The organism is Pigmentiphaga sp. YJ18 (genome assembly GCF_038066655.1).
In the GTDB taxonomy this organism is placed as follows: Bacteria; Pseudomonadota; Gammaproteobacteria; order Burkholderiales; family Burkholderiaceae_B; genus Pigmentiphaga.
Genome location: NZ_JBBUKU010000007.1, coordinates 122,813 through 147,668, shown reverse-complemented (window position 1 = coordinate 147,668; position 24,856 = coordinate 122,813). Strand labels below are relative to the sequence as shown.

Here is a 24,856-nt window from a genome sequence, read left to right as displayed (position 1 = left end):
GGGATGACCGACAGCCAGTTCAAGAAGGGGCTGTACAGCGAGGCGCAGGGCAGCGGGTACATCCCGAGCTTCGCCAATGACCTGGAAACGACGGCTAGCGGCAACAGCCATGGCGCGGCGACGGGGCAGGTGGTGGTGGAGCGGGGGGCGCGGATCGCCACGCACGTTCCGCAGACGGTGACCGAGGGCGGCGGCTATGTGCTGCTGCTGGGCGGCGAGGTGCACAACGCGGGCCAGATCACGACCGATGGCGGCCAGGTGGTTCTATCGGCCGGCGATGCCTTCGTGATCAGGAAGGGTATGGGTACCGACGCGAACCAGGGCTCCACGACGCGGGGCCAGGTAGTGCAGGCGCTGTCGGCGCAGGAAGGCGGGACCGGCAGGGTGGTGAACCGGGGCCTGATCCAGGCCAAGACCGGAGACATCAGCCTGGTGGGCAAGGAGGTGCGCCAGGAGGGGGTCGTCGTGTCGACCACCTCGGTGCATACGCGGGGCACGGTGCACCTGCGCAGCGGCGCGGAGCATGCCGAGGGCAGTGTGGTGCTGGGCGAAGGCAGCGTGACGAGCATCCTGCTCGACGAGAGCGCGACCACGGCGCTGGACGTGCAGCGCGAAGCCCTGGTGCAGGAGAAAGGCGAGATCGCGGACCGCCGCGACCAGTCGCTGGTGCAGATCGACAGCGGCGGCACCGTCGGTTTCGAACGCGGCAGCCTGACCCTGGCCACCGGCGGCCAGGTCTACGTCGAGGCGGCGGGCGGCACGCAGGTGCGCGACGGGGCGGATATCGACGTGTCCGGCCACGTGGGGGTACGCATCGCCATGGAGGCCAACAACGTACTGATCAACGTGCAAGGCTTCGAGCAGCGCGACACCCCGGTTAACCGCGAAGGCGACAAGCTGCGCAACAGCGAGATCTGGCTCGATCGCCGCGACCTGGTCCTGGTGCGCGCCGGCACCAACGGCTACGAGAGCGACCGCTGGTATACGGCAGGCGGCCTGCTGGAGGTGGGGGGCTACCTGGGCATCACCGGCCATGGCATAGGCGAGTGGTCGGCCCAGGGCGGCACGGTGAAGTTCAGCGGCTCGGACGTGATCACGCAGCGCGGGGCGCGCATCAATCTGTCGGGGGGAACCCTGGACGTGCAGACGGGATGGGTCAACCGGACCTGGCTGAAGGGTTCGGACGGCAATCTGTACGCGGCCTCCACCGCGCCGGGCGACTTGCTGTACACCGGCTTGTACCGGGGTTTCGAGACCGACGCTTCGCGCTGGGGCGATGCGGCGAAAGAGAATTTCTACAACCCGATCATCGCACCGCTGCGGCGCCTGGAAAATGGCTATACGGTGGGCCGCGACGGCGGCCGGCTGGTGGTGGCGACGGCTGCGGCGACGCTGCAGGGCGACATCGAGACCAGCACCTACCAGGGCGATCGCCAGGTGCGCGCGCGCGAGGCTGGGCTGGACGGGTATCGTCAGGCGCAGACGGCGGCCGCGCGGCGGGCCGAGCTGATCGTGGGCAATCTGCGGCCGGTCTACGACAAGGAAACCCGTGACCTGCGGTACAGCCCGGACGCCGTGGTCGAACGTGTGGTGATCGGCGACGGCTCCGCGCCGGACTCCGGCATAGGGCTCGAGGCGGCGTGGCTGGACAGCCTGGCGCTCGGCGGCCTGAAGGTCTACGCCTCCGGCGGCATAGAAGTGCGCGAGGCGGTGGGCGTCGCGCCGGGCGGCGAGATCGGGCTGCATGCGACCCAGGTGGACGTGCTGGCCGACCTGACGGCGCGGGGCGGCAGTATCGTGCTGGGCAACATGGTCAGCCGCCAGACGGGTGCGAATGGCGGATGGGTGGAGGCGCCGATTGCGTCCGCTCCGCCCCAGGCCTACGAGGCGCGTACCCTCATCGGCGAAGGCGTGACCCTGGATGCCCGGGGCATGTGGACCAACCTGTGGCAGGACAAGACCTCCGCGGGTGGAATGCCCTATGTGGATGGCGGGCAGATCTTGCTGGCCAGCTCCGGCGATGTGTTGCTGGAGGCGGGCAGCCTGGTGGACGTGTCCTCGGGCGCGACGCTCAAGGCCGATGGCGGGACGCTGTCCGGCGGGCGCGGCGGCAGCGTGTCCCTGCATGCGAATGCCTATGCGGCCTCGGGTGCGGCGGGCGGGAAGCTGGCGTTGGAGGGCGAGATCCGCGGATACGGTGTCAAGGGCGGGGGGCGCCTGTCGCTGCGGTCCGGCGAGGCGATCGTGATCGGCGGACAGGTGCAGGGCAGCGACGGCGTTCTGCGCGAGGGCGAGACCTCGCTGGTGGACCTGGTCACGGACGAGGCCTTCACGATCGCGGCCGGCGCGGTCCTGCCGCTGGATTACCAGTACACCCGCACGCATGCCGCGGCGGGCGAGATCCTGGGTTCGGCGCCGCGAGTGACCTCCAGTGACCCGAGCAGTTGGCTGACTCTGGCCGCCACCTGGACGCCGCCGCGGGCGACGGGAAGTTCGAGCTACACGATCCAGACGCAAGATGGTCGCTGGATCGGAGTCTATGCATGGTCCAACCCGGCGCCCATCGAGGCCGGGACGGTCATCATCGCGATTTCCAGCCCGAATTACTTCCCCACGAGCTGGGTCGTTCCCGCTTCGGTCTTTCCCCAGGGCATGGCCGTGGCACCGTCGATGGGCGTCTACAAAGCGGGCACCGTGTCGCCGGTCGACGCCGTCTTTGCGCCGGGTACCGTGCTCGCCGCGGGCAGCCGCCTGCCGCAGTCGGTGGCGGTGCGCACGCCCATGCATCTGGATGCCGACACTTTCCAACTGGGTTTTTCGCGCTACGCGGTGCAAGGCATGGGGGGCTTGGCGGTGGCGGAGCAGGCGGCGGTCGACGTCTCGATGCCGGTGCTCCGTTTTGACTCCCAGTCGGGACGCGAGGTGGCCTCCGGCGCCGAGCTGGACGGCGCCTTGTCGGTCTGGCTTCCGGACTTGACGCAGGATGACCCCGCCGGCGCTCAGCTGACGCGGCGCGCCGGAGCCAGCCTGGAACTGCTGGCCGGCGAGCGCGGTATAGGGCAAGTCGCCAGTTTGAGCATAGGCCGGGGCGCCACCGTGCGAGTGGATCCCCGCGAAACGATCCGTCTGCTTTCCAACGGGCAGGTCCGGGTCGATGGACGCCTGGAAGCACACGGCGGCGCCATCGAAATTCTCCCCGCCGGGTTCGGGCAAGCCGGCCTCGCCCAAAGCCATGCCCGTTCGATCTGGATCGGATCCGAGGCCGTGCTGGACGTGTCGGGCCAGGCCTACGTGGCGGGCGACGCCAAGGGCCTGCGCTACGGGCTTGTCGATGATGGCGGCCGCATCGAGCTTGGCGGCACCTACGGTCGCGATGCCACCCTGGCCGAGGTGGCGGACGCCTTCGTGATCCTGCGGCCGGGCGCCGAACTCAATGCTTCGGGCAGCGCCGCAACCGTCGACATCGAAGGCCGGCGCGATACGCCGCTCGCCTCCAATGGCGGCCTGATCTACCTGGGCAGCCAGAACGGCTTGTACCTGGACGGCACGCTGCGCGCCGCCGCCGGGGGGGCCGGCGCCGTGGGCGGCACGCTCGCCGTGGCCCTGGAGTCGCCGAACTATGCCAATGCCGAGAACCCGGACGATGCTGTGCGCGCACTGCGCGAGCTGCACCTGGTGCGCGAGCAGTCTCCCGAGATCCTGCCGGCCGGCTTGCGGCCCGGGCAGGCCGATGCCGCGCTGGTCTATGGCCATGGCCGCCTGGGCGCGGACGCGATCCGGGCGGGCGGCTTCGACACGCTGTCCGCGCTGGTCAATGGCGTCCTGAGCCTGGAAGGCGGGCTGGAGCTCGACCTGGGCCTGGGCCTGCGCATGACGGCCGGCTTCATGGGCCTGCGGGAAGGCAGCGAGCCCGGCGCGCAGGTCCGGTTGTCGGCGCCCTATGTGCGCCTGGCCGGCGCCACGCGCAACCAGCTGGACCACCACATCATGCCCTTTCCCCAGGGCAGTCTGTCGCCTGGGATCCTGCCGGGTTCCGCGCTGACGATCGATGGCTACCTGATAGACGTGATCGAGAACGTGCGCCTGGGCACGCGCGGCTCGATCACGCAGGCATCGGGCGAGTCGCGGGCGGTCGAGCGAGACGCCTTCGACCACACCACGCTGCGCAGCCAGGGCGACCTGCGCTTCCTGAGGTCCCTGGCTGCCGACCGCAGCAAGCTCAACGTGCCGGGCGACCTGCTCCTGGCGGCCAGCCAGGTCTATCCGGCCACCCATGCCCGCGCGGAGATCTGGGTGGGCCAAGGGAATGCGGGCTTCGATCCTGAGCGCAGCTTGAAGATCGAGCGCACCGGCGATGCGCAGGCCGCGGTTCCCTATTCCGTCTTCGGCTGGCTGACGCTGGGCGCCGCCAACATCGGACAGGGCGGCGTGCTGCGTGCGCCGCTGGGACAGATCAGCCTTGGCGGCGATGCCGTGCAGCGCGTGGATCTGCTGCCGGGCAGCCTGACCTCGGTCAGCGCCACCGGCCTGGTCATGCCTTATGGCGGGTCGATCGACGGCCTGACTTATCTCTACGACGGTGTCGACGTTGCCTACGATGGCGTCGGGTCCGGCCGCGTCGGGCAGGTCGGTCTGGCCGCCCAGCGCATCGATGTGCAAGAGGGCGCGGTGCTCGACTTGTCGGGCGGCGGGGAACTGCGTGGCGCCGCGTTCCTGACGGGACGCGGCGGCTCGACCGATGCGCGCCTCAACCCCTTGGTGCAGAGCGCCCGCGACGGCTTCGTGCTGCCGGGCCTGGCGACCAATCCAGTCTACGCCATCGTGCCCGGCGCGCAGGCGAGCCAGGCCCCGGTGGCCGCGGAAGCCGGAGCGGGCGATCCGCTGATCGGCCGGCAAATCGTGGTCGGGCAAGGCGTGCCGGGGCTGCCCGCCGGTACCTACACCTTGCTGCCCTCCACTTACGCGCTGATGCCGGGAGCGTTCCGGGTGGAGCTGAACGGATTGGCGGCCAGCACGGCCGCGCCTGGAGAGGTCAGCCCCATGCGCAACGGCTCGTTCACCGCGCCGGTCCGCCTGGGCTATGCAGGTACGTCCCTGATCGACGGTCTGTCGACGCCGGCCGTCCTGACGCCGGCCGATACCCTGCGCCGGTATTCGAACTACAACGAAATCAGCTATGCCGAGTTCGCGCTGAACTGGGCCAGCCGCGACGGCGTGCCGCGCCCGCTGCTGGAGCGCGATGCCAAGATCCTGGCCTTGGCGCCGGGCAAGGGCGTGGATGGCGAAAACGCTCTGGAAGTGGCGGCCGGCGCCGTTCGCTTCGCTCCCGCCAAGGGGGGGTATGGCGGCACCCTGAAGCTGGAGGGTGAGCGAATCGAGATCCTGGCCGATGGCCAGGCGCCGACGGCAGGCTTCGAGGGCACCTCGGTCCATGCCCGTGTGTTGAACGGAATCGGGGCGTCCACCCTGGGCGTGGGTGCGCTGCCCACGGCGCGTTTTGGATTGGATGCGACCCAGGACGCCAACATGGTCGACTTCGGCACCTCGGGGACGGGCACGCGCGCCATTACTCTGCGCGACGGCGCGGTGCTGAAGGCGGCCCAGGTCTTCCTGGTCACCGGGGATCCCCGGGGCGGGATCACCATCGAACAGGGCGCGGGCATCAATACCCTGGGCCAGGGCGATGTCTCCTGGGATTCGCGCGACGGCTACGTCTTCCTCCCCCGCCAGCGCAGCGTGGTCGCCGTTTCCAATGGCTGGCTGGACATGCTGGCGCCCGCCGCCGGCGACACCATTTTCGGCCCGGGCACGATCTCGATCGGGGAGTGCGCCGCCGGCGCGCACTGCGCCGGCATCACCCAGCTCTATTCGGAAGGCACGATCACGGCCGCGACCGACAAGGCTTTCATCCTGAGCGAGTCGGTACGCTATGGCACGCGCAACCTGGCGCTGGCCATGGGCGGCATCAACGCGGGCAGCGCGCAAGCGCTGGCGGCCGCCGCGGCCGCGCAAACCCTGCCGCCCGGCCTCACCTTGAACCAGCAGGTATTGGAACGGCTGCTGCGGGGCGACACCAGCCTGGGCGCGCCCGCGCTCGAGAACCTGGTGCTGACCGCGCGCGACGCGTTCAACTTCTATGGCGACGTGACGTTGAGCACCCTCGATCCGGCCACCGGCAAGTCGGCGCTGGAGCGCCTGGTGCTGGGCGCGCCGGCCCTGTACGGCCATGGCGACGCGGGTACCGTGGCCCGCATCGAGACGGACACCCTGGTGTGGAACGGCGCGACCACGGCGCCGCAGGCGCCGGTCGCGGGCGGGCCCGGGACCGGGTCGGGACGACTCGTCGTCGACGCCAAGGCGATCGAATTCGGCTTCGGGCCGAACAGGCGTCCGGATACCGTTGCCGGCTACGACCGCCTGGCGCTGGGTTTTTCGACGGTCAGCCTGAACGCCAGCGAACGCGTGACCGCCAATCACAAGGGTTCCCTGTCGGTGTACCAGTCGCAAGGCGCCTGGGACGAGACCAGCAAGTCCTGGACCTACCAGGGCGGTGACCTGCAGATCACCACGCCCTTGCTGACCGGCGCGGCGGGTTCGGTCAATGCCTTGCGCGCCGGCGGCAGCATCGTGGTCGTGGCGCCGCAGGGATCGACGGCGCCGCTGCCCGATGCCGCCGCCTCGACCGCCGCCCTGGGGGCCGAGTTGTCGCTGGAAGCCGGCAAGAACCTGGTGCTGGACACCGCCGTGCTGCTGCCCAGCGGCAAGCTGGCCTTGTCCGCCCAGGATGGCGTGAACCTGGCATCCGGAGCCCGGCTGGACCTGGCCGGCCGCCAGATCGACTTCTTCGATGTCAGCAAGTACAGCTGGGGCGGCGACGTCCTGCTCTCGAGCCGTCACGGCGACGTGCTGCAGCATGCCGACGCGAGCATCGATGTCTCGGCCCGGTTCAACCGGGCCGGCAAGGTCGAAGCCACCGCCCTGGAGGGCACGGTCGGCCTGGTCGGCCAGATCCTGGGCGGCAGCACCGGCCATTACGACGCCGGCGGCACCGCTGTGCCCTATGCGTCGGGGTATGTGGACATCCGTGGCCGGCACATCGCCGACTTTGCGGGCCTGAATGCCCGTCTGACGGCGGGCGAGGTCTTCGGCGGCCGCAGTTTCCAGTTGAAGGAAGGCAGCCTGGAGATCGGCAGCGAACTCAAGGCGCGCGAGATCAATGTCTCGGTCGACAACGGCAGTCTGCGAGTGACGGGCCGTGTGGACGCGAGCGGCGAACAGGCGGGCAGCATCCGTTTGGCCGCGAACGAAGGCGTGACCATCGCCGGCACGGCGCAACTGGACGCCAGCGCCACGGTGTTGCGCCGCGACAGCTACGGCCAGGTCATCGAGGCGCCCAACCGGGCCGTGATCGAACTGGATTCGGGCGACGGCCGCCTGGTGCTGGAACCCGGCGCCAGGCTGGACGTGAGCGTGGACGGCGCGCCGGCGGCCTACGGCACGGTGGCGCTGAATGCGCCGCGCCTGGGCGGAGCGCGTGGCCGGGACGTGGCGATCGACGCCGGCGGCACGCTGGTCATCGACGGCGCCAAGTCCCTCTTTGTCAATGCTTTCCAACGCTACGACGATGCCCGGGTCGGCACGGACGAGACGGCCGATGGCCGCAGCTACCAGGTGGTCGACCAGGCCTACCTGGACGAGAAGCACGCCGACAGCGTGGCCTTCATCGGCAATGCGCTGGCCAACGATGCGCTGAAGGTTCGCCTGAAGGGCCTGAGCCGCTACGAGGATGCCTTCCACCTGCGTCCCGGCGTGGAGATCGTGAGCAACCGGGCGGTGAACCCGGACGGCGACCTGCACGTCGATGGCGACCTGGACTTGTCGGGCCATCGCTATGCGAGCCTGAACCGGCACACCCAGAAGACCGGCGTCTACGGCTCGGGCGAAGCGGGGGCGCTGGCGCTGCGCGCTGAAGGCGACCTGGCCGTCTACGGCAGCATCACCGACGGCTTCGACACCTCCCGGCTCGGCCAGACCCTGGACGACAACGGCTGGATCCTGTCCGCGGGCATGCTGCCCTTCGGTGGCGAGCTGATCGTGCCGGAAGGCGGACGGGTCACGCTGGCCGCGGGCACCACCTTCGAAAGCCGGCATGTCTTGAACTACGCGGTGCCGCTGACGGGCTTCACCATGGTGGCCGGCGGCGTGCTGCCGGTCGCCGCTCCGCTTGCTCAGCCTCTGACGCTGCCGGCCGGGACGGTGCTGAGCGGTGCCATCCTGGATGCGAAGGGAACGGTCCTGCACCAGGCGGGCACGGTGTTGGCCGAACCCGCCATCCTCGAGCCCGGCATGAGATTGGGCGCGGGCTTTCGCATGACGGTCGACACCGCCGTGGGCCCCGTGACCTGGCCCAAGGACGTGCCGCTGCCCCGCCTGCCGCACCGTTCGTCGCTGGTGACGCTGGCCGCGGACGTGAGCCTGCAGAAGGGCGCGCGGATTCCGTCGATGACGCGGGTCGTGCTGCCGGATGGCGCCCCGTGGGTCGATTTGCGGGCGCCGGATGCCGAAGGCAACCACGGCCGGGCGTTCGCCCTGGCGCCGATGCTGTCTTCGGGTTCGCAGTCTTTCGACCTGCGCCTGGTAGCGGGGGCCGACCTGGCCGCGGCCGATGCCCGGCGGGTCAACGCCCTGGGCACGGGCACGCTGCGCCTGGCCGACACCCACTATGGCAGGGGCTACCTGCGCACGCCGGTCCCGGGCACGGGTACCCCGGCGCAGTACCGCTGGTCGCCCGAGGTCAACCTGGAGTACTGGACCTGGCTGGGGATGGACATCGTGCCGGGCGCGCCCATCGAGGGCGAGGCCCTGGAGCTTTTCCTGGCCAACGGCGGCATCGACATGAACCAATGGGGCTCCGGCCCGCTTGCCGAGATCACCGTGCGGGAAATCCCGCCCGACCACGATCTCGAGGCGGAGTCGCTGCGCCAAGAGTTGTTCAGCGTGCTGCGCACGGGCACGGGCGACCTCGATCTGCTGGCCGGCAAGGATTTCGCGATGGACTCGCTGTACGGGGTCTATACAGCCGGCGCGCCCTCCGCGGCGCTGGCCCAATGGGCCAGCCGCTACGACCTGCCGCGCGGCCGCTTGCCCGATGACAGCCTGTTGTCGCGGGAGGGTCTCGAGTTCGAGGCCTGGATCGACGGCGGCTCCCGCAGCCTGTATCACGCCTGGTACCCGGAAGGGGGCGGCAACGTGCTGCTGCGTGCGCAGGGCGACGTGAAAGGCGACGTGGTGGGCGGCGGCGGAGGGGCGCGTATCTACAACGAACCGCTGGGCGACCTGCGGGCTCAGCCCGACAGCGTCAGTGTAGGCAACTGGCTGTGGCGCCAGGGCACCGGCAGCGTCGAGCGCGATCCGGACCAGGCGGTGCTGACCGCCTGGTGGGTCAACTTCGGAACCTACCTGCCTTCGGAGACCACCCCGAACCTGAACGCATCCGCGCCCTACGCGACCCAGCCCTATCTGATCGGTTTCACGGGCGTCGGCACGCTGGGCGGCGGCAATCTCGTGGTGGAGGCGGGCGGCAACGCCGGCCTGATCGATGGGCGGGGCAATGCCGGCCGGGACGTGGGCCGCACCAACGTGGCGAGCCGCCCGCGCGGCCAGGCCCTGCATCTCGTGGTGGGGGGCACGGGACGCGTTACCCCGACGGGCGAACTGGTGCAGACCGGCGGCGGCGACCTCGACCTGCGGGTGGGGGGCAGCCTGAACCCGAATCCGGCGTTGCGCCATTTCGACCACGATCTGAACAGCACCCTGGTGAACCTGCGCGGCGCCCTGAACGTGCAGGCGGGGGCGGTGGGAGGCATCCAGACGCAATATGGCATGCGCGACCAGATGGACACGCGCAGCGGCGATCTCTTCGAGGCCGCGGTGGCCATGTCCTCGGGCGGCCCGGTGCTGGTGCTGGGCGACAGCCTGGCGCAGATCCGGACGCGCGGCGACCTGGTGCTGGGGGGCGCCGCCGATCCGGGCCGGACGCGCCTGCTGACCGGACCCGCCTTCAGCGCCGACGGCGTCGCATCCGCGTACGAAGGCTGGAGCTGGTTTTCCTTGTGGACCCCGGCCACCGGGATCGACCTGTTCAGCGCGGGCGGCAACCTGACTCCCACCACCGCCTGGATGGAGGGCATCGACCAGGAATATCGCCGCACGCCGGCCGCAGGCCGCAACCAGAGCTCGGAGTACGACATCGTCTATCCGTCCATCCTGCGCGCCACGGCAGCCAGCGGCAGCCTGTACTACGGGGTCAGCAGCGCGGCGGGCTACCTGAGCCGTCCGGGCGGCTACCAGCAGATCGCCGTGCCGCTCACCCTGGCGCCCTCGCCGCTGCTGCCGCAGTTCCCGAAGGCGACCGGCAATGGCCAATTGCAGTTGCTGGCCATGGACTCCATCCGCGCGGGAGGCTATGCGATCTCGGCCTCGACCGCGGATCCCCAGGCTTTGTTCCATCCCCTGCGACCCGGTTTCAGCGGCATGACCGATCCCTTTGGCGGCGAGTGGGGCGGCGCGCTCTATGCGAACAATGCCGGCCTGGATTCCCTGGGCTGGTCGCTCTCCGGCTGGGCCTCCAGCGGCGGGCGCGTCAGCGGCGCGGGCTTTTTCACCGTGGAGCGAGGCAATGTCTCGTCCTTCCTGCCGACGGCGCGCGAGTCGGCACGCTACTACGCGGTGCAGGGCGACATCGTCGGGCTGCGCGCCGGTCACATCATCCAACTGGGCGATGGGGCAGGCTCACGCTACGAGGCGGGCGGTCCGGCCGAGATCCGCGCGGGGCGCGACATCAGCAATTCGGGTACGCCGCTGGGGAAGGACGATCCCAACGGGCAGATGCGAGGCAACCTGTTCGCGCATGCCTATGCGGACGACATCACCGTGGTCGAAGCGGGACGCGACATCCGCCACAGCAGCTTTTATGTGGTCGGCCCCGGCCTGCTCGAGGTGTCGGCGGGCCGGCACGTCTACCTGGCGGACCAGGGCGAGTTCAAGAGCCTGGGACCGGTCGCCGACGTCACGCCGGGCAACCGCAGCGGCGGCGCCAGCATCGTGGTGTCGGCCGGCCTGGGCAAGGGGGCGCGGTGGGACGACTTCGCCGACCGCTACCTGAATCCGGCCAACCAGGCCGACCCGGGACTGCCCTTCGGCGATCAGCCGGGCAAGGCCCTGACCATCTATAGCGGCGGGCTGAGCCTTGCCCAGTGGCTCGAGCGCGAGTTCGGCTACGGCGGAGACGAAGCCGGCGCGCAGGCATTCCTGATCCAGAAGCAGGCGGAACTGGATGCGGTGCGCGCGGCCGCGCTGGCCGAAGGCCGCACCGATGCAGCCAATCGTTCCCTGGCGCGCGAGTACAAGGTCGAAAGCGGTCTGCACCTGGTGAACTGGCTGAGCGAGCGCTTTGGCGGCAGCAATGGCCTGAACCTGCACTTCGACGCCGCGACCATGGACGCGCGCGAATTCCTTGCGCAACTGCCCGAGGCTCAGCAGCGCGCCTACCTGCGCAACGTGTATTACGCGGAGCTGCGCGTGGGGGGCCGGGAGTACAACGATCCGGACAGCCGGCGCTTCGGCAGCTATCTGCGGGGCCGCGAGGCCATCGCCACGCTGTTCCCCGAGCAGGACGCGCTGGGCAACGAGCTGACGTACGAGGGCGACCTGACCATGTTCAGCAGCGCGCTCTACTACGACCAGTGGGTCAACGGCATTCCGAAGAACCGTCCCACTCCGGGCAAGACCTACCTCCCCAAGTCGGAATGGGAAGCGATCGGCAGCCCGGGTTACGACGTCGCCTTCTACGACGTGCTCGATGCCGGCATCCACACCAACTTCGGCGGCGACATCAGCATCATGACGCCGGGCGGCCGCACCCTCGTCGGGGTGGATGGCGGCTTCAACCCCGGCCCCGGATCGGGCCTGTTGACCCAGGGCGAGGGCGACATCAGCATCTATGCCCGGGACAGCATCCTGATGGGCCAGAGCCGGGTGTTCACCACCTTCGGCGGCAACATCCTGGGCTGGTCGGCGCAAGGCGACATCAACGCCGGCCGGGGCAGCAAGACCACCATCGTCTACACGCCGCAGCGCCGCGTCTACGACGACGTGGGCAACGTGGCCCTGTCGCCGCAGGCGCCGAGCACCGGCGCGGGCATCGCCACGCTCAATCCGATACCCGAGGTGCCGCCGGGCGACATCGACCTGATCGCGCCGTTGGGCACGATCGACGCGGGAGAGGCGGGGATCCGGGTGTCGGGCAACGTGAACCTGGCGGCGCTGCGGGTGGTGAACGCGGAGAACATCCAGGTGCAGGGCAAGTCGGTGGGGATCCCGGTGGTGGCGGCGGTGAACGTGGCGGCGCTGAGCAACGCCAGCGCGGCGGCCTCGCAGGCGGCGACGGCGGCGCAGGACGTGATGCAGCGCGAGCGGGCGGCCTCTCGCCAGGCCTTGCCGTCGGTCTTTACCGTGCGGGTGCTGGGATTCGGCAACGAGACCGTCCCGGATGGCGCATCGCCTCGTACGCCTGCCGGCACGCCGGCCGAACGCACCAGCTACGACCCGGACAGCGCTTTCAAATTCGTCGGCCATGGGGCGCTGAGTCCCGGGCAGGCCGCGATGCTGACGCCGGAAGAAAGGCGCGGGCTGGAGGCAGGGCGGCCGGCCCTGCCCAGGCCATGAGGAGGCGGGCGCGGCTAGGGCCGCGCGCCGAAGATCGGGCTGCCGTATTGCGGCGCAGGCGGCCGTTGCGGATAGACCGAGGTGCCGAAGGTGTTGCCCATCCGGTTGGCCATGGCCGCGCGGTTGAACAGGCCCAGTTGGTTGGAGGCGCGCTGGACGATGGCTTCGGAGGCAAGTTCGGGACCGCCTTCCATCTTTCCCGGCGCGGGCTTGGGCTGCAGCTTCTGCGTCAGGCATCCATAGGAAGGCGCGCGTTGGCCGTTGACTTCGACATCGAAGCAGGACGCCTCGGCGTTGTCGGGCGCGGCCGCCGCGGCGGCGCCCGATACGAGGGCGCAGGCGAGGGCGGCGAGGGACAGGTTCAGTGTGCGGTGCAGGTTCATGGCGTTCTCCTTGCAGCCAGCGTAGCACCCGGTATCGATTCTCTCTACCTCGACGCCGCGTCATTCGCGGGAGGGCGCCGGCCGCCGATTTCTTCATGAACTTTTCATGACAAACGACAGTCCGGGGCCGCCCCATCCGTCTAAGCAAAGGAACGACCCGGACCCTGTGCCTCTTCCGGCATGACGCCGGGAGGGGATGCCGCGAAGGCTACTACTTGAGAAACGAATTCGACACATGCATGAGCTGAGAAAGAACGGGCCGTCGGCGGCATGGCGGGCCCTTTGCGTGGCGGCGCTCTCGCTGGGGGCGCATGGCCTGACGCTGGCCCAGGAGCCGGGAGCGGCGCCGCCGGCCGGCGCATCGAGCGGGGCGGAACGCCGCGTGGACATCAACGAGTACATCGTGCGAGGCAACACGGTGCTGGACGTGCGGTCCATCGAGAAGGCGGTGACGCCTTTCCTAGGACCTGGCCGTACGCTCAAGGACATGGAAGGCGCGCGCGACGCGTTGTTGTCCGCCTACCAGGCCAAGGGCTACCAGTCCGTCTACGTCGATCTGCCGGAACAGCAGGTCGTGGGCGGCATCGTCTACCTGCAGGTGTCCGAGACCAAGGTGGGGCGTGTCCGGGTGGTGGGGGCCGAGTATTCGTCGCCGCTCGAGGTGCGGGATCAGGTGCCGGCGCTGACGGAAGGCCAGGTCCCCGATTTCAACAAGGCACAAGCCCAACTGACCGAGTTGAACCGGACCGGCCGCCGGCAGGTGATGCCCCTGGTCCGGCAGGGCAAGCTGCCTGGGACCATGGACGTGGACCTGAAGGTGGAGGACAACAGTCCGTGGCGCGCCAGCGCGGGCCTGAACAACGACCGCAGTCCGGATACCAAATCGTTGCGGGCCACCGCCTCCATCGGCCACGACAACCTGTGGCAGATGGGGCATAGCGCGTCGCTGAGTTTCTTCGGCGCGCCGCAGGACCTGGACCAGACCAAGGTGTGGTCCGGTTCGTACATCGCGCCGCTGCGCGGCACGAACTGGAGCGTCGAGGCTTCGGGCTACGTCTCGGACAGCAACGTCTCCACCGTGGGCGGCACCTCGGTGCTCGGCAAGGGGCATGCCATCGGGCTGAAGGCCACCTACACCGTTCCCAACGCGGGCGACTGGTGGCACGCCTTCAGCGCCGGCATCGACTTCAAGAGCAACAAGGAACAACTGCGCCTGGGCGCCACCGGCGACGAAGTACCGCTCAAGTACGCGCCGATCACGCTGTCTTATTCGGGCTTTCGCCAGACCGAGCGGGGCCAGTACGCGCTGGGCATGTCGTTCGTGACCGGCACCCGCAGCCTGTTCGGCTACGGCAGCAACTGGGAACAGTTCAATTACAAGCGCTACAAGGCCAAGCCCAGTTTCATGGCGCTGAAGGCCGACGTCAACGCGACCTACAACTTCGCCGGCGAATCCCAACTGGGATTCAGGCTGGCCGGACAGATGACCGACTCGCCGCTGGTCTCCGGCGAGCAGATCGCCGCCGGCGGCATGAACTCGGTGCGCGGCTACATGTCGGCCGAATCCACCGGCGACTACGGCCTGGTCGGTTCGGTCGAGTGGCGCACCAAACCCCTGCCGTGGGCTGGAACCTGGGTCGAGAACTGGCGCGCGTACGCGTTCGTGGATGCCGCCCAGCTCCGCCTGCAGGATCCGCTGCCGGAGCAGCAGTCGCGCTTCACGCTGGCCTCGGTGGGCGTCGGAACCAGTTTCCGCATCGGCCAGCGCGTATCCGGCCGGCTGGACTTCGGCTATCCGCTCAGGAACGGCCCCCGCACGGAAAAGCACGATCCGCGCGTGACCTTCAGCATCAACGCCAGTTATTGATCATCGCCACTCGCTTCCATTCATGTCTTTCAGAAAAGATTTCGGAGAGTTTTCCATGCGACGCATTCTGCTTCTCGCGCTCACGATGCTGAGCGCGGTCCTGCCCGGCCTGGCGCAGGCCTGGTGGCAGCCCGACTGGGCCTACCGCAAGCCCATCACCATCGACGCCACGCCCCAGGGAGCCGCCCTGGGCGGCGAGGCAGGCCGCACCCCCGTGCTGGTGCGCCTGCATACCGGCAACTTCAGCTTCGAGGGTGTGGGTGAGAACGGCTCCGACCTGCGCTTCGTCGCGGGCGACGACAAGACCGTGCTCAACCACCAGATCGAGCAGTTCGATCCGTTGCTGGGCATCGCGCTGATCTGGGTCGACGTGCCCAACGTCTCGGCCGGCGCCGCGCAGCAGCTGTGGATGTACTACGGCAATCCCAAGGCACCCGCCTCGGCCAACGGCCAACTGACTTTCGATCCGGACTACACGCTGGTCTACCACTTCGCCGAGGCCAACGTGCCGGCGCGCGACACCACCGCCTACGGCAACCATGCGCAGACCGCCGTGGTCAGCGTCGACGGCACCGTCATCGGCAAGGGTGCCCAGCTAGGCGTCGCGCCGCTGATGCTGCCCGCTTCGCCGTCGCTGTCGCTGCAGGCCGGCGCGCCCTTCACGTTCTCCGCCTGGGTGCGTCCCGACCAGCTCGGCGCCGAACAGGCGCTTTACGTTCGCCGCGACGGCGCCAGCGAATTCGTCGTGGGGGTGAACCAGGGCGTTCCGTTCGTGCAGGTCAATGGCCAGCGCAGCGCCCCTGGCCAACCCATCCAGGCCGGCCAGTGGTCGCATATCGCGGTCAAGTCCGATGCCGGCAACGTCGCGCTGTTCGTCGCCGGCCGCCAGGCCGCGGCCATGGCCGTCAGCCTGCCCGCTTTCAACACTTCCGCCGCGGTCGGCGGCGACATCGCCCGTCCCGCCGCGCCGGGCCAGGCGGCTTCCGCCCCGGCGTTGGCTGCGTTCACCGGCGCCATCGATGAACTGCGCCTGTCCAAGGTCGCCCGTCCCGACGCGCTGATCCTGGCCGACGCCATCTCGCAAGGCGCCGATTCGCGCCTGACCGCTTTCGGTGCCGACGAGCAGCAGGCGGGCAAGAGCCACTTCGGCTTCATCCTGGCCGCCATGCCGCTGGATGCCTGGGTGGTCGTGGCCATACTGGGCCTGATGATGCTCGTCTCGTGGGCCATCATGATCGGCAAGGGCCGCAGCTATGGCGCCATGTCGCGTGCCAACGGCTCGTTCATGGCTTTCTTCCGCGAGTCGGCCGGCGCGCCGCTCGACAGCCTGGCCAACAGCAACCGCGTGCCCGAAGACGTCAAGCAGGATTCGTCGCTGTGGCGCCTGTATGACGTGGCGGTCGAGGAAATGCGTCGCCGCCAGGAGCGCGGCTACGACATCAACGCGGTGTCGGATGCCACCATCGGCGCCATCCGCGCCGCGATGGACGGCGTGATGGTGCGCGAGAACGAGCGCATGTCCAAGCGCATGAACTGGCTGTCGACCACCATCGAGGGCGCGCCCTACGTCGGCCTGTTCGGCACCGTGATCGGGATCATGCTGGTGTTCGTCGTGGCGGCCATGGCCGGCGCGGTGGACATCAACTCGGTCGCTCCCGGCATGGCCGCGGCGCTGCTGTGTACCGCCGCCGGCCTGGGTGTCGCGATTCCCGCGCTGTTCGGCTACAACTGGCTGGCCTCGCGTTCGGACGCCATCGGCGCCGACATGGCCGTGTTCGTGGATGAGTTCTCCACGCGCCTGGCCGAAGAGCAGGGCGCGGGCCGCCAGGTCCGCCCCGCCTTGCAGCGCGCTTGACGGAGCGGGCGATCATGGCAACCGCAGCCAAGTTCGGCACCAAGAAGCGTGCCAACGGCATCAACATCACGCCCTTCGTCGACGTGCTGCTGGTGGTGCTGGTCATCTTCATCCTGACCAGCAACGCCAGCATCCCCGGCATCCGCGTGGATCTGCCCAAGGCGAGCGCCTCGGTCCCCTTGGAGAAACCCAAGACCAAGGCCATCACCATCGACAACGCCGGCCAGGTGTTCCTGGACGCCTATCCGGTCACGCTGCCCGAACTGGAAGAGCGGTTGCGCACGGAAAAGGCGCTGTCGCCCGACTTCCCGGTGATCGTCCGCGGAGATGCTTCGGTCCAATACGCGAAAGTGGTCGAGGTGCTCGACCTGTTGCGCCGGATCGAGCTCAACCAGGTCGGCCTGGTGACGGGCAAGCCGGCCTGAGGAGAGAAATGTGATCAGTCGTGATCCCGTCTCCCGCCAGGCTCCGTCAGGCAGCCGCCTGTGGCGCCGCTGGGGCGGGCTTGTCATCGGGCTGGGCGTGGCGGCCATTCTTGCAGGTTTGCTGTGGTATCTGCTCGCGGATACCGCCAGTACCAAGCGCGAGGTGGCGGCAACGCCGATGCTGATGCTGCCCCCACCGCCTCCACCGCCGCCCGAACCTGAGAAACTGCCCGAGCCCGAGCCGGAGGTCAAGCCGGACGTCGTCGAGCCCGAGCCTACGCCGATCGAACCGCTCGATGCGCCGCCGGAAGACGCGCCGCCGAGCCCGTCGCAGGACCTGGGCGATCCCGTCACCATCGACGGCGCCGCACAGGCCGGTACGGATGCCTTTGGCGTGGCGGCCGGCCGCGGCGGCGGATCCGCCGGAGCGGGGCGCGGGGGAATGGGCAATTCCTCGTATGCCTCGTATTACTCGAGCGCCTTGCAGCGGCTGCTGGCGCGCGATGCGAGGACCCGTCAACTGGCGTTCCAGGACATCCGCATCGATCTCTGGCTGACCGCGGACGGCCGCGTGGCGAAGGCCCAACTGGTGCAGAGCACCGGCGACGCCGAAGTCGACAAGACCGTGCTGGCTGCGGTGCGGGACGCGGATGCGATCGATGAACGCCCCCCCGCCTCGATGCGCTATCCGATGCGGCTGACCATCAAGGGGCAGCGTCCGTCATGAACACGCCGCAGCAGCTTTATCCGTTTCCACCCCATTCCGTGAATTCGCTCATGAATCAATCGACAGCATCCGATCGCCGCGCGACCCGCGGCAGCCATACCCGGACGTGGCGGCCGGCCGCGCAAGCGGCGCGCAGCCGCCCCGGCCTCCGAGCCATCGCCGCCGCCGTTGCCTCGGTCGTCGGGCTGCTGGGAACCGTCCCGGCCCAGGCCCAGACCGCGGCGACCAATGAAAGCGCGATGGTCCGGCTGATCCGCGGCCTGATCCAGAGCGGCGCCCTGACCAAGGACGTGGGCGAAGCGCTGCTGGCGCAGGCCCAGACCGAGGCGCTCGCTGCGCAGCAGGCGCAGCGCCAGGCGGCTACCGCCGCCGCTGCCGCGACGGCAGGCGCCGCCGGCGGCGCGCTGCGCCCCGAGGCGGGCGACGTGCGCATCCCGTACATTCCCGAGACCGTGCGCGACCAGATCCGCGACGAGATCAAGGGCCAGGTCATGGCCCAGGCCAAGTCCGAGGGTTGGGCGGCTCCCAACGAGACGCCCGAGTGGACCAAGCGCATCCGCATCGAGGGCGACATGCGCGTACGCAACGAGTCGCGCTTCTACTCGGACGGCAACAGCAACATCGAGGTGGACTGGGCCGCGATCAACCGGGGCAGCGGCTATGACGTCAACGGCAACACCAATCTGTCGCTGCCCAACACCATCAATACCCGCGAGAACCGCAAGAACGTATTCCGCGCCCGTGCCCGGCTGGGCGTCTACGCCGATCTCTCGGACCGCACCGAAGTGGGCGTGAGGCTGGCAACCGGCAGCGACGAAAGCCCGGTGTCGACCACCCAGACGCTGGGCGGCGGCCTGGGCAAGAAGAATGTCTGGCTCGACCAGGCCTACCTGGCGCACAAGCCGCTCGACTGGCTGACCGTGGTGGGCGGCCGGTTCGGCAATCCCTTCTTTTCGTCCGACACCCTGTTCTCGTCGGACCTGAATTTCGACGGCCTGGCCGTGAAGGCCGAGCGGCCGTTCACGGCGAATCCGGATGTGTCGCTGTTCGGCAGCCTGGGCCTGATCCCGCTCGAGTATTCGTCGGACAGCTTCCCGGGCACCAGCCAGGACAAGGCGCGTAGCCACAACAAGTGGCTGATCGGCGCGCAGATCGGTTCGAACTGGAAGGTGAACGAGGACAACCGCCTGCGCGGCGCGGTGGCGTACTACGACTTCCGCAACATCAGCGGCAAGGTGTCGCAGCCCTGCGCCCTGTATGCCGGCGCCGACCATTGCAGCACCGACTGGTCGCGTCCCGCCTTCATGCAGAAGGGCAACACGCTGATGCTGTTGCGCAATATCTCGCTCGATCCGCTGGATCCCGCCAACACGAAGATGCCGCAATACGTCGGGCTGGCCTCCAAGTTCCAGTTGCTGGACCTGAACTTCCGCTGGGATACCAAGGTCGCCGGCGGCTACGGACTCAGGCTGGACGCGAACTACATCCGCAACCTCGCCTATGACGCCGATGAAATGTGGACCCGCTCGGGCGGCGGCATCGTCAACAACTTCGGCGGCACGGGCGGCACCGGGCGTTCGGACTTCAAGAGCGGCGCCAACGCCTACATGCTGCAGGTCACGTTCGGCAAGCCCGCGCCCACGGCGCGCGGCGACTGGAACCTGCTGGCCGGCTACAAGCGCATCGAGCCCGATGCCCTGCCGGACGCCTACAACGATTCGTCCTTCCATCTGGGGGGAACGAACGCCAAGGGCTACTACGTGGGCGGTTCGTACGCCATCGACAAGAACACCTGGTTCACCGGCCGCTGGATGTCGACCAAGGAAGTCTACGGCACGCCGTTCTCCGTCGACATGCTGCAGGTCGAGTTCAACGCCCGCTTCTAAGGAGAACGACGTGCATTTCGCATCCCTAGTGCCGTCGGCGGCCGTAGCGCGCGGGGCCGCCTGCGCAGCGGTGCTGCTGCTCGCCGCCGCCGGCGGCGTCCAGGCCCAGCAGGCACAAAGCATGGAGGAACGCTTGCGCGCCCAGCTGCGCATCACGACCTCCCAGCTCCAGCAGGCACAGAACGAACTGGCGGCGCTCAAGGCCGGCCAGGGGGCCGCCGCGGCGCCGGCCAAGGCTGACGAACTGGCGGCGATGAAGGACGAATTGTCGCGCGCCAAGGCCCAGTTGGCGGCCGAGCGCGAATCGCGGCAGAAGGCGCGCGACGACAGCGTGCAGCTCAAGGAGCAGGCCGAGGCTGCCCTGGAGAAGGCCGGCGCTCAGGTCGCCCAGTACCGCAACGCTTACGACGAACTGCTGAAGATGGCCCGGGCGTCGGAGGCCGAGCGGCAGCGCCTGGCGTCCGAGACGTCGACGCAGCGTACCGCCATCGGCCAGTGCGAGGCGAAGAACGCCCAGCTGTATGCCGTGGGCAAGGAGATCCTCCATGCCTACGAAACCATGGACGTCGGCACCGTGCTGTCCGCGCGCCAGCCGTTCGCGGGCGCCGCGCGGGTCAGGCTGGACGAGACGGCGCAGCAGTTCGGCGACAAACTGTACGAAGGCCGGTTCGACGCCCGCGGTGCGGCGTCGGCCGCAGCCCAGTAGCCAGGGCGCGAGTAGCAGTCACGATCAGAGAAGGAAGTCGAAGTCATGAAACTCAAGCAGAACCCCTCCACGCATTCCATGCCGGCCGTTCTTGCGGCCTTGTTCGCCGCCTGGCTGGGCGTCGCCGCCACGGCTCACGCAGCGGACAGCGGCGTTGCAGTCGCCAGCGTGGGCGGCGTCTCGATCAAGCAGCAGGAGGTCGAGCAACTCCTGCGCGGCATGCCCGACGCCGAGCGCGATGCCATCAAGGGCAATCGCGCCGGCCTGGAGAACTGGCTGCGCCAACGCCTGGCCAGCGAGGCGCTGCTCAAGGAAGCCCAGGGCAAGGGCTGGGAAAAGCGCGCCGAAATCAAGGCGCGCGTGGACGCGGCGGTACGCGAGGTCACGGATCGCATCGTCGCCACCTCGTACCTGGATTCAGTGGCGCAGCTTCCCGAAGGCTACCCCTCGGAAGCCGACGTGCGCGCGGCCTACGAGCGCGCCAAGGAGGGCTTCCAGCTTCCCGCCACTTATCACGTGGCCCAGATCTTCCTGGCGGCGCCGGCCAACGACGGCGCGGCTGTCGCCAAGGCCCGCGCCCAGGCGCAGGAACTGCTGGCCCAGGCCCGCGGCGGCGATTTCGCCGAACTGGCGCGCAAGCATTCGCAGGACGAGCGCTCGGCGGCGCGCGGCGGCGACGTCGGAACCCTGCCCCTGGCGCAGTTGCTGCCCGAGGTGCGCGAGCCCGTTTCCCGCCTGCAGCCCGGCCAGGTAAGCGATCCCGTCCAGTCCCAGGCGGGCATACACGTGCTCAAGCTGCTTGAATCGCAGGCACCGCGCACCGCGACGCTGGAAGAGGTCAAGCCGCGTCTGCAGCAGGTGCTGCGGCAGCAGCGCAAGCAGGAACTGATCGAGGCCTACATGGCCAGGCTGGCGCCGGCCGGTTCGGTCAAGATCGACAGCGCGGCGCTGGACGCCGCGATGAGCAAGGCCAACTGAACATCATTCATCATCAGGACAGAACATGAGCAAGAACGACAACCAGGCCGCCGTGGACAACACCGCGGCCCAGGTACTGACTTTCGTCGGCGCGGACCAGGTGGCCGAAGCCATCAAGGCCGCCGGCTGCGCCGTGACCCCGATCGAACAGGATGGCGTGGTCCGCCTGCACAGCGCCAGCCACGGTGTGGGCTTCCAGGTGCTCTGGGGCAATGCCCAGGCCAAGGGCCAGTACGCCGATTTCACCTTCAGCTGCCCGCTGCGGGTACAGGGCGGCGATCTGCCGGCCGGCCTGTTGACCGAATGGCACCGTACCAAGCGTTTCGCACGCGTTTCCCAGCATGGCGATTTCGTCGTGCTGGAGATGGACGTGGTGGCGGCCGGCGGCGTGGCGCCCAACCACCTGGTTGTCGCGGCGCAGATCTGGACGCAGATGATGGGCCAGTTCTTCCTCTACCTGCGCAATTTCCGCGCCGAAGAGGGGCAGCAGCCCGCGGCCGGCCAGCCGGCCGAAAGCGAGCAAGCCGCCGCGGCGGCTTGACGCCGCATCGCCGCCGGATCGCTTGGTGACACGGGAGAAGCACATGCAGGAGACGATCGATGTCCACCATGACGCCGAAGGCGCCGTGCAGGAAGCCATCCAGCGGCGATTGAACGCGACCTCGCGCCAGCTCGAGCGGACGCGCCGCGTGGAGACCGTCCGCATCCGGCAGCGCGAACGGCTGCTGCGCATGCTGGTGGAGACCATGGCGGAGCTGGGCATTTCGGGCGCGGAGATCCAGGCGGCCCGCCGCGCCTACAAATCGAGCAAGGCCAAGGCCGTGAGCCAGGGTGGCGGAGGCGGTCGGCGCTAGGGGCGGCTTTCACCGAGCAGTCATATTTCACATCGTCGTCACATGGCGACACTACGATCCCTGCACCCCGGAATGGAGTTCAGGGTTTGCCCGCTCATCCCCCCTCCGCATGTACGTATCGATCATCATTCGTCGCAAGCAAGGCCGGTGCCGCCGCGTGGGGATGGGCGGTTCTCTTCTGCCTGTCGCCGGACATGGCGTTGCCTGCCCGGGCTCAGGCGCCGCCGATAGAAAGAGAACGCGCGTTGATCCGCTTCGAGTTGCCCCCGCAGCCACTCGGCGCGGCGCTGGACGCCTATGCGCGGGTCTCGGGCCGGCCCGTGCTGTATCGCGACACGCTGGTGGCCGGTAGGATGTCGACCGCTGTCGAGGGCATGTACACCGGCCGCAAGGCGCTTGACCTCATGCTGGCGGGAACCGGTCTGGTCGCCGACGATGTCGGCACCGGCGCGATCGATGCGTTCGTGCTCAGGCCGGAAGAAGGCGCCGAATCTTTGCGGGCGGACCAGTTGGAATCCTCGGCGGCGAACGCCGAGCGCTACGGCGGCATGGTCCAGGCGCGGGTGATGGATGCGCTGTGCGCGGACAGGCTGACCGTGCCGGGCAGTTACCGGGCGCTGCTGCGCGTAGCGGTGGATAGCATCGGCAGGGCCGAGATCCGGCTGCTGGGTTCGACCGGAGAAGGCGCGCGCGACGCGGCCATCCTTGGCCATCTGGCGCGGACCCGGTTCGCGCCTCCGCCCGCCGGCCTGCCGCAGCCGTTGACACTGATCATTCTGCCTCGCACCGAAATCGCGGGCAGGGAATGCCCGGGCCGGGCGCCTTAGCATGAGCCAGAAAGACGACGCGCGGCCGTTGCTCCGGTCGCTGCTGGTGCAGCGCTACAACGATCTGAAGCGGCAGCTTACGCGCCGGCTGGGCAACGCGGAGCTGGCCGGCGAGGCATTGCAGGACACCTGGCTGAGGCTGCAGACGCAGGACGAGCGCGGCACATTCGTCGCCAGTCCCTATTCGTATCTGCTGCGCATGGCGGTGAACGCTGCCGTGGACGCCCAGCGCGCCCATACCCGGATGCTGTCGGTCGAGGAGATCGAGTCTCTGGTCGAGCTTCCCGATCCGGCGCCCGGCCCGGCCCAGGCCGCCGAGGATCGTGCCCAGGTCCAGGCGCTGGTCAGGACGATCGAGCGCATGCCCGAGCGATGCCGGCAGGTGCTGATTCTGGTGCGCTGGGACGGGCTGTCGCAGGCCGAAGTCGCGCGGCGACTGGGAATTTCCGTGCGCGCCGTGGAATACGAGCTGAAGAAGGCGCAGGACTATTGCCTGGCACGGACAGGGCGCGGCAAATGATAAAAAAATTTGGGAATGCGGCGTCGCCGGCACGTCTCTCCATTACGAGCCAGGAAAGGTCGAACCGATGACCGCGTTGCCTACGCCCTCCCTGGGGCCCGAATCCGACGAGATGCTGCGCAAGGAGGCGCGGGCCTGGGTGCGTCTGCTCATGTCCGGCCAGGTCAGCCAGTGGGACGCACTGGCCTTCAACCGCTGGCGGGGCAGCAGCGACCGGCATGGCGCTGCCTTTGCCGAGGCGCGCAAGGAATGGCAATTGATGAAGCCGGCGATCGGGCAGGTGCTGGCCGGCGATGGCACTGTCGTCCGGCGCGCCGACGTGGCGCGGGCGGGGCGCCGGGCATTCTTCGGGGCAGCCGCCGGCGCCGCGGCCACTGCGGCGGTCGCGGTGATCCATCCGCCGTTCGGACTGTGGCCCGCCGTGGATCAATGGGGCGCGGATTTCGATACTGGCCCGGGCGAGCAGCGGCATGTGGTGGTGGCGGACCGCGTCGATATCGTGTTGAACACGCGGACCCGGGTACGCCGGGAGGTGGCCGATGGCCGGCCGGTCGGCATCGAAGTGCTCGACGGCGAAACGGCCATCGACATGGAGACCGCGTCCGGACCGTTCGTGGTGCGGGCCGCCGCGGGGACCAGCACGGGCAGCGCCGCCCGCTTCCAGGTCAGGCGCACGGGCGGCCGTGCATGCGTGACGTGCCTGGCCGGTACCGTGCGTGTCGAGCATCCGGCCGGTACGCGAGTATTGGCGGCCGGGCAGCAGATCTCGTACGACGGGCGATTGCTGGAGGACACCGTGGCGGTCAGGGGTGACGATGCCGCCGCCTGGCGCAAGGGCATGCTCGTCTTCAGGCAGGACCGGCTCGCCGATGTCATTGCCGAGATCAACCGCTACCGTGCCGGCCGCGTGGTGCTGCTGGCGGACGCGCTAAGCGACAGCGCGGTCAGCGGCCGGTTCTCGATCAAGGAACTGGACGCCGCATTGCTGCAGATCCAGCATTCGTTTTCGCTGACCGCGCGCGCCTTGCCTGGCGGCGTCGTCATCCTGAGCTGAACGACATCGAAATTTAATTCGGGAATTCAGCGAGCGAAGCGCGTCTCT

The 24,856-nt window shown here is 69.0% G+C and carries 14 protein-coding genes; 13 read left to right on the top strand and 1 reads right to left on the bottom strand.

All coding sequences use genetic code 11. The annotated features are described in order from the left end of the window. Positions 1–132 precede the first annotated feature (132 nt). Entirely contained in the window at positions 133–12,726 is a 12,594-nt protein-coding gene (locus WKR98_RS28860; RefSeq protein WP_341435374.1) for a filamentous haemagglutinin family protein, read from the top strand. 14 nt (positions 12,727–12,740) lie between these two features. Here the strand turns inward: WKR98_RS28860 and WKR98_RS28855 are convergent, their stop codons facing one another. After that, positions 12,741–13,109 (bottom strand): hypothetical protein, encoded by a 369-nt coding sequence (locus WKR98_RS28855; protein ID WP_341435373.1) that lies wholly within the window; start codon positions 13,107–13,109, stop codon positions 12,741–12,743. A 235-nt stretch (positions 13,110–13,344) separates the two neighbouring features. Between WKR98_RS28855 and WKR98_RS28850 the strand changes: the two genes are divergently transcribed. The 12 genes from WKR98_RS28850 to WKR98_RS28795 all read left to right on the top strand — a co-directional run bounded on the left by WKR98_RS28850 (position 13,345) and on the right by WKR98_RS28795 (position 24,808). Next, the gene (locus WKR98_RS28850) at positions 13,345–14,976 is read left to right on the top strand and encodes a ShlB/FhaC/HecB family hemolysin secretion/activation protein (RefSeq protein WP_341435372.1); all 1,632 of its coding nucleotides are present in this window, start codon (positions 13,345–13,347) and stop codon (positions 14,974–14,976) included. Between the two features lie 55 nt (positions 14,977–15,031). Further along, on the top strand, positions 15,032–16,831 hold the full coding sequence (locus WKR98_RS28845; RefSeq protein ID WP_341435371.1) for a DUF2341 domain-containing protein: 1,800 nt from the start codon (positions 15,032–15,034) through the stop codon (positions 16,829–16,831). Positions 16,832–16,845: 14 nt separating this feature from the next. Further along, the gene (locus WKR98_RS28840) at positions 16,846–17,256 is read left to right on the top strand and encodes an ExbD/TolR family protein (protein WP_124690101.1); all 411 of its coding nucleotides are present in this window, start codon (positions 16,846–16,848) and stop codon (positions 17,254–17,256) included. Between the two features lie 10 nt (positions 17,257–17,266). Next, positions 17,267–17,983: an energy transducer TonB family protein gene (locus WKR98_RS28835; protein ID WP_341435370.1), complete on the top strand. Its 717-nt coding sequence runs from the start codon at positions 17,267–17,269 to the stop codon at positions 17,981–17,983. 50 nt (positions 17,984–18,033) lie between these two features. Next, positions 18,034–19,869, top strand: a complete 1,836-nt coding sequence (locus WKR98_RS28830; protein ID WP_341435369.1) for a putative porin — start codon at positions 18,034–18,036, stop codon at positions 19,867–19,869. 10 nt (positions 19,870–19,879) lie between these two features. Then, on the top strand, positions 19,880–20,575 hold the full coding sequence (locus WKR98_RS28825; RefSeq protein WP_341435368.1) for a hypothetical protein: 696 nt from the start codon (positions 19,880–19,882) through the stop codon (positions 20,573–20,575). Between the two features lie 45 nt (positions 20,576–20,620). Further along, positions 20,621–21,553: a peptidylprolyl isomerase gene (locus tag WKR98_RS28820; RefSeq protein ID WP_124690098.1), complete on the top strand. Its 933-nt coding sequence runs from the start codon at positions 20,621–20,623 to the stop codon at positions 21,551–21,553. Positions 21,554–21,578: 25 nt separating this feature from the next. After that, positions 21,579–22,094: a YbjN domain-containing protein gene (locus tag WKR98_RS28815; protein WP_341435367.1), complete on the top strand. Its 516-nt coding sequence runs from the start codon at positions 21,579–21,581 to the stop codon at positions 22,092–22,094. 43 nt (positions 22,095–22,137) lie between these two features. Then, the gene (locus WKR98_RS28810) at positions 22,138–22,407 is read left to right on the top strand and encodes a hypothetical protein (RefSeq protein WP_341435366.1); all 270 of its coding nucleotides are present in this window, start codon (positions 22,138–22,140) and stop codon (positions 22,405–22,407) included. A gap of 245 nt (positions 22,408–22,652) precedes the next feature. Continuing rightward, positions 22,653–23,234, top strand: coding sequence for an STN domain-containing protein (locus tag WKR98_RS28805; protein ID WP_341435365.1), 582 nt, complete (start codon positions 22,653–22,655; stop codon positions 23,232–23,234). A gap of 1 nt (position 23,235) precedes the next feature. Next, positions 23,236–23,754 carry an RNA polymerase sigma factor gene (locus WKR98_RS28800; protein ID WP_341435364.1) on the top strand — a complete coding sequence of 173 codons (519 nt, stop codon included), beginning with the start codon at positions 23,236–23,238 and terminating at the stop codon, positions 23,752–23,754. Between the two features lie 67 nt (positions 23,755–23,821). Next, the gene (locus WKR98_RS28795) at positions 23,822–24,808 is read left to right on the top strand and encodes a FecR family protein (protein ID WP_341435363.1); all 987 of its coding nucleotides are present in this window, start codon (positions 23,822–23,824) and stop codon (positions 24,806–24,808) included. Positions 24,809–24,856: the final 48 nt, after the last annotated feature.

Bases quoted from the DNA above. Each gene is read 5' to 3' on its own strand.
- WKR98_RS28810 (WP_341435366.1), top strand. From the start codon at position 22,138: ATGCAGGAGACGATCGATGTCCACCATGACGCCGAAGGCGCCGTGCAG.
- WKR98_RS28815 (WP_341435367.1), top strand. From the start codon at position 21,579: ATGAGCAAGAACGACAACCAGGCCGCCGTGGACAACACCGCGGCCCAG.
- WKR98_RS28840 (WP_124690101.1), top strand. From the start codon at position 16,846: ATGGCAACCGCAGCCAAGTTCGGCACCAAGAAGCGTGCCAACGGCATC.
- WKR98_RS28795 (WP_341435363.1), top strand. From the start codon at position 23,822: ATGACCGCGTTGCCTACGCCCTCCCTGGGGCCCGAATCCGACGAGATG.
- WKR98_RS28800 (WP_341435364.1), top strand. From the start codon at position 23,236: ATGAGCCAGAAAGACGACGCGCGGCCGTTGCTCCGGTCGCTGCTGGTG.
- WKR98_RS28830 (WP_341435369.1), top strand. From the start codon at position 18,034: ATGAATCAATCGACAGCATCCGATCGCCGCGCGACCCGCGGCAGCCAT.
- WKR98_RS28855 (WP_341435373.1), bottom strand. From the start codon at position 13,109: ATGAACCTGCACCGCACACTGAACCTGTCCCTCGCCGCCCTCGCCTGC.
- WKR98_RS28820 (WP_124690098.1), top strand. From the start codon at position 20,621: ATGAAACTCAAGCAGAACCCCTCCACGCATTCCATGCCGGCCGTTCTT.
- WKR98_RS28845 (WP_341435371.1), top strand. From the start codon at position 15,032: ATGCGACGCATTCTGCTTCTCGCGCTCACGATGCTGAGCGCGGTCCTG.
- WKR98_RS28850 (WP_341435372.1), top strand. From the start codon at position 13,345: ATGCATGAGCTGAGAAAGAACGGGCCGTCGGCGGCATGGCGGGCCCTT.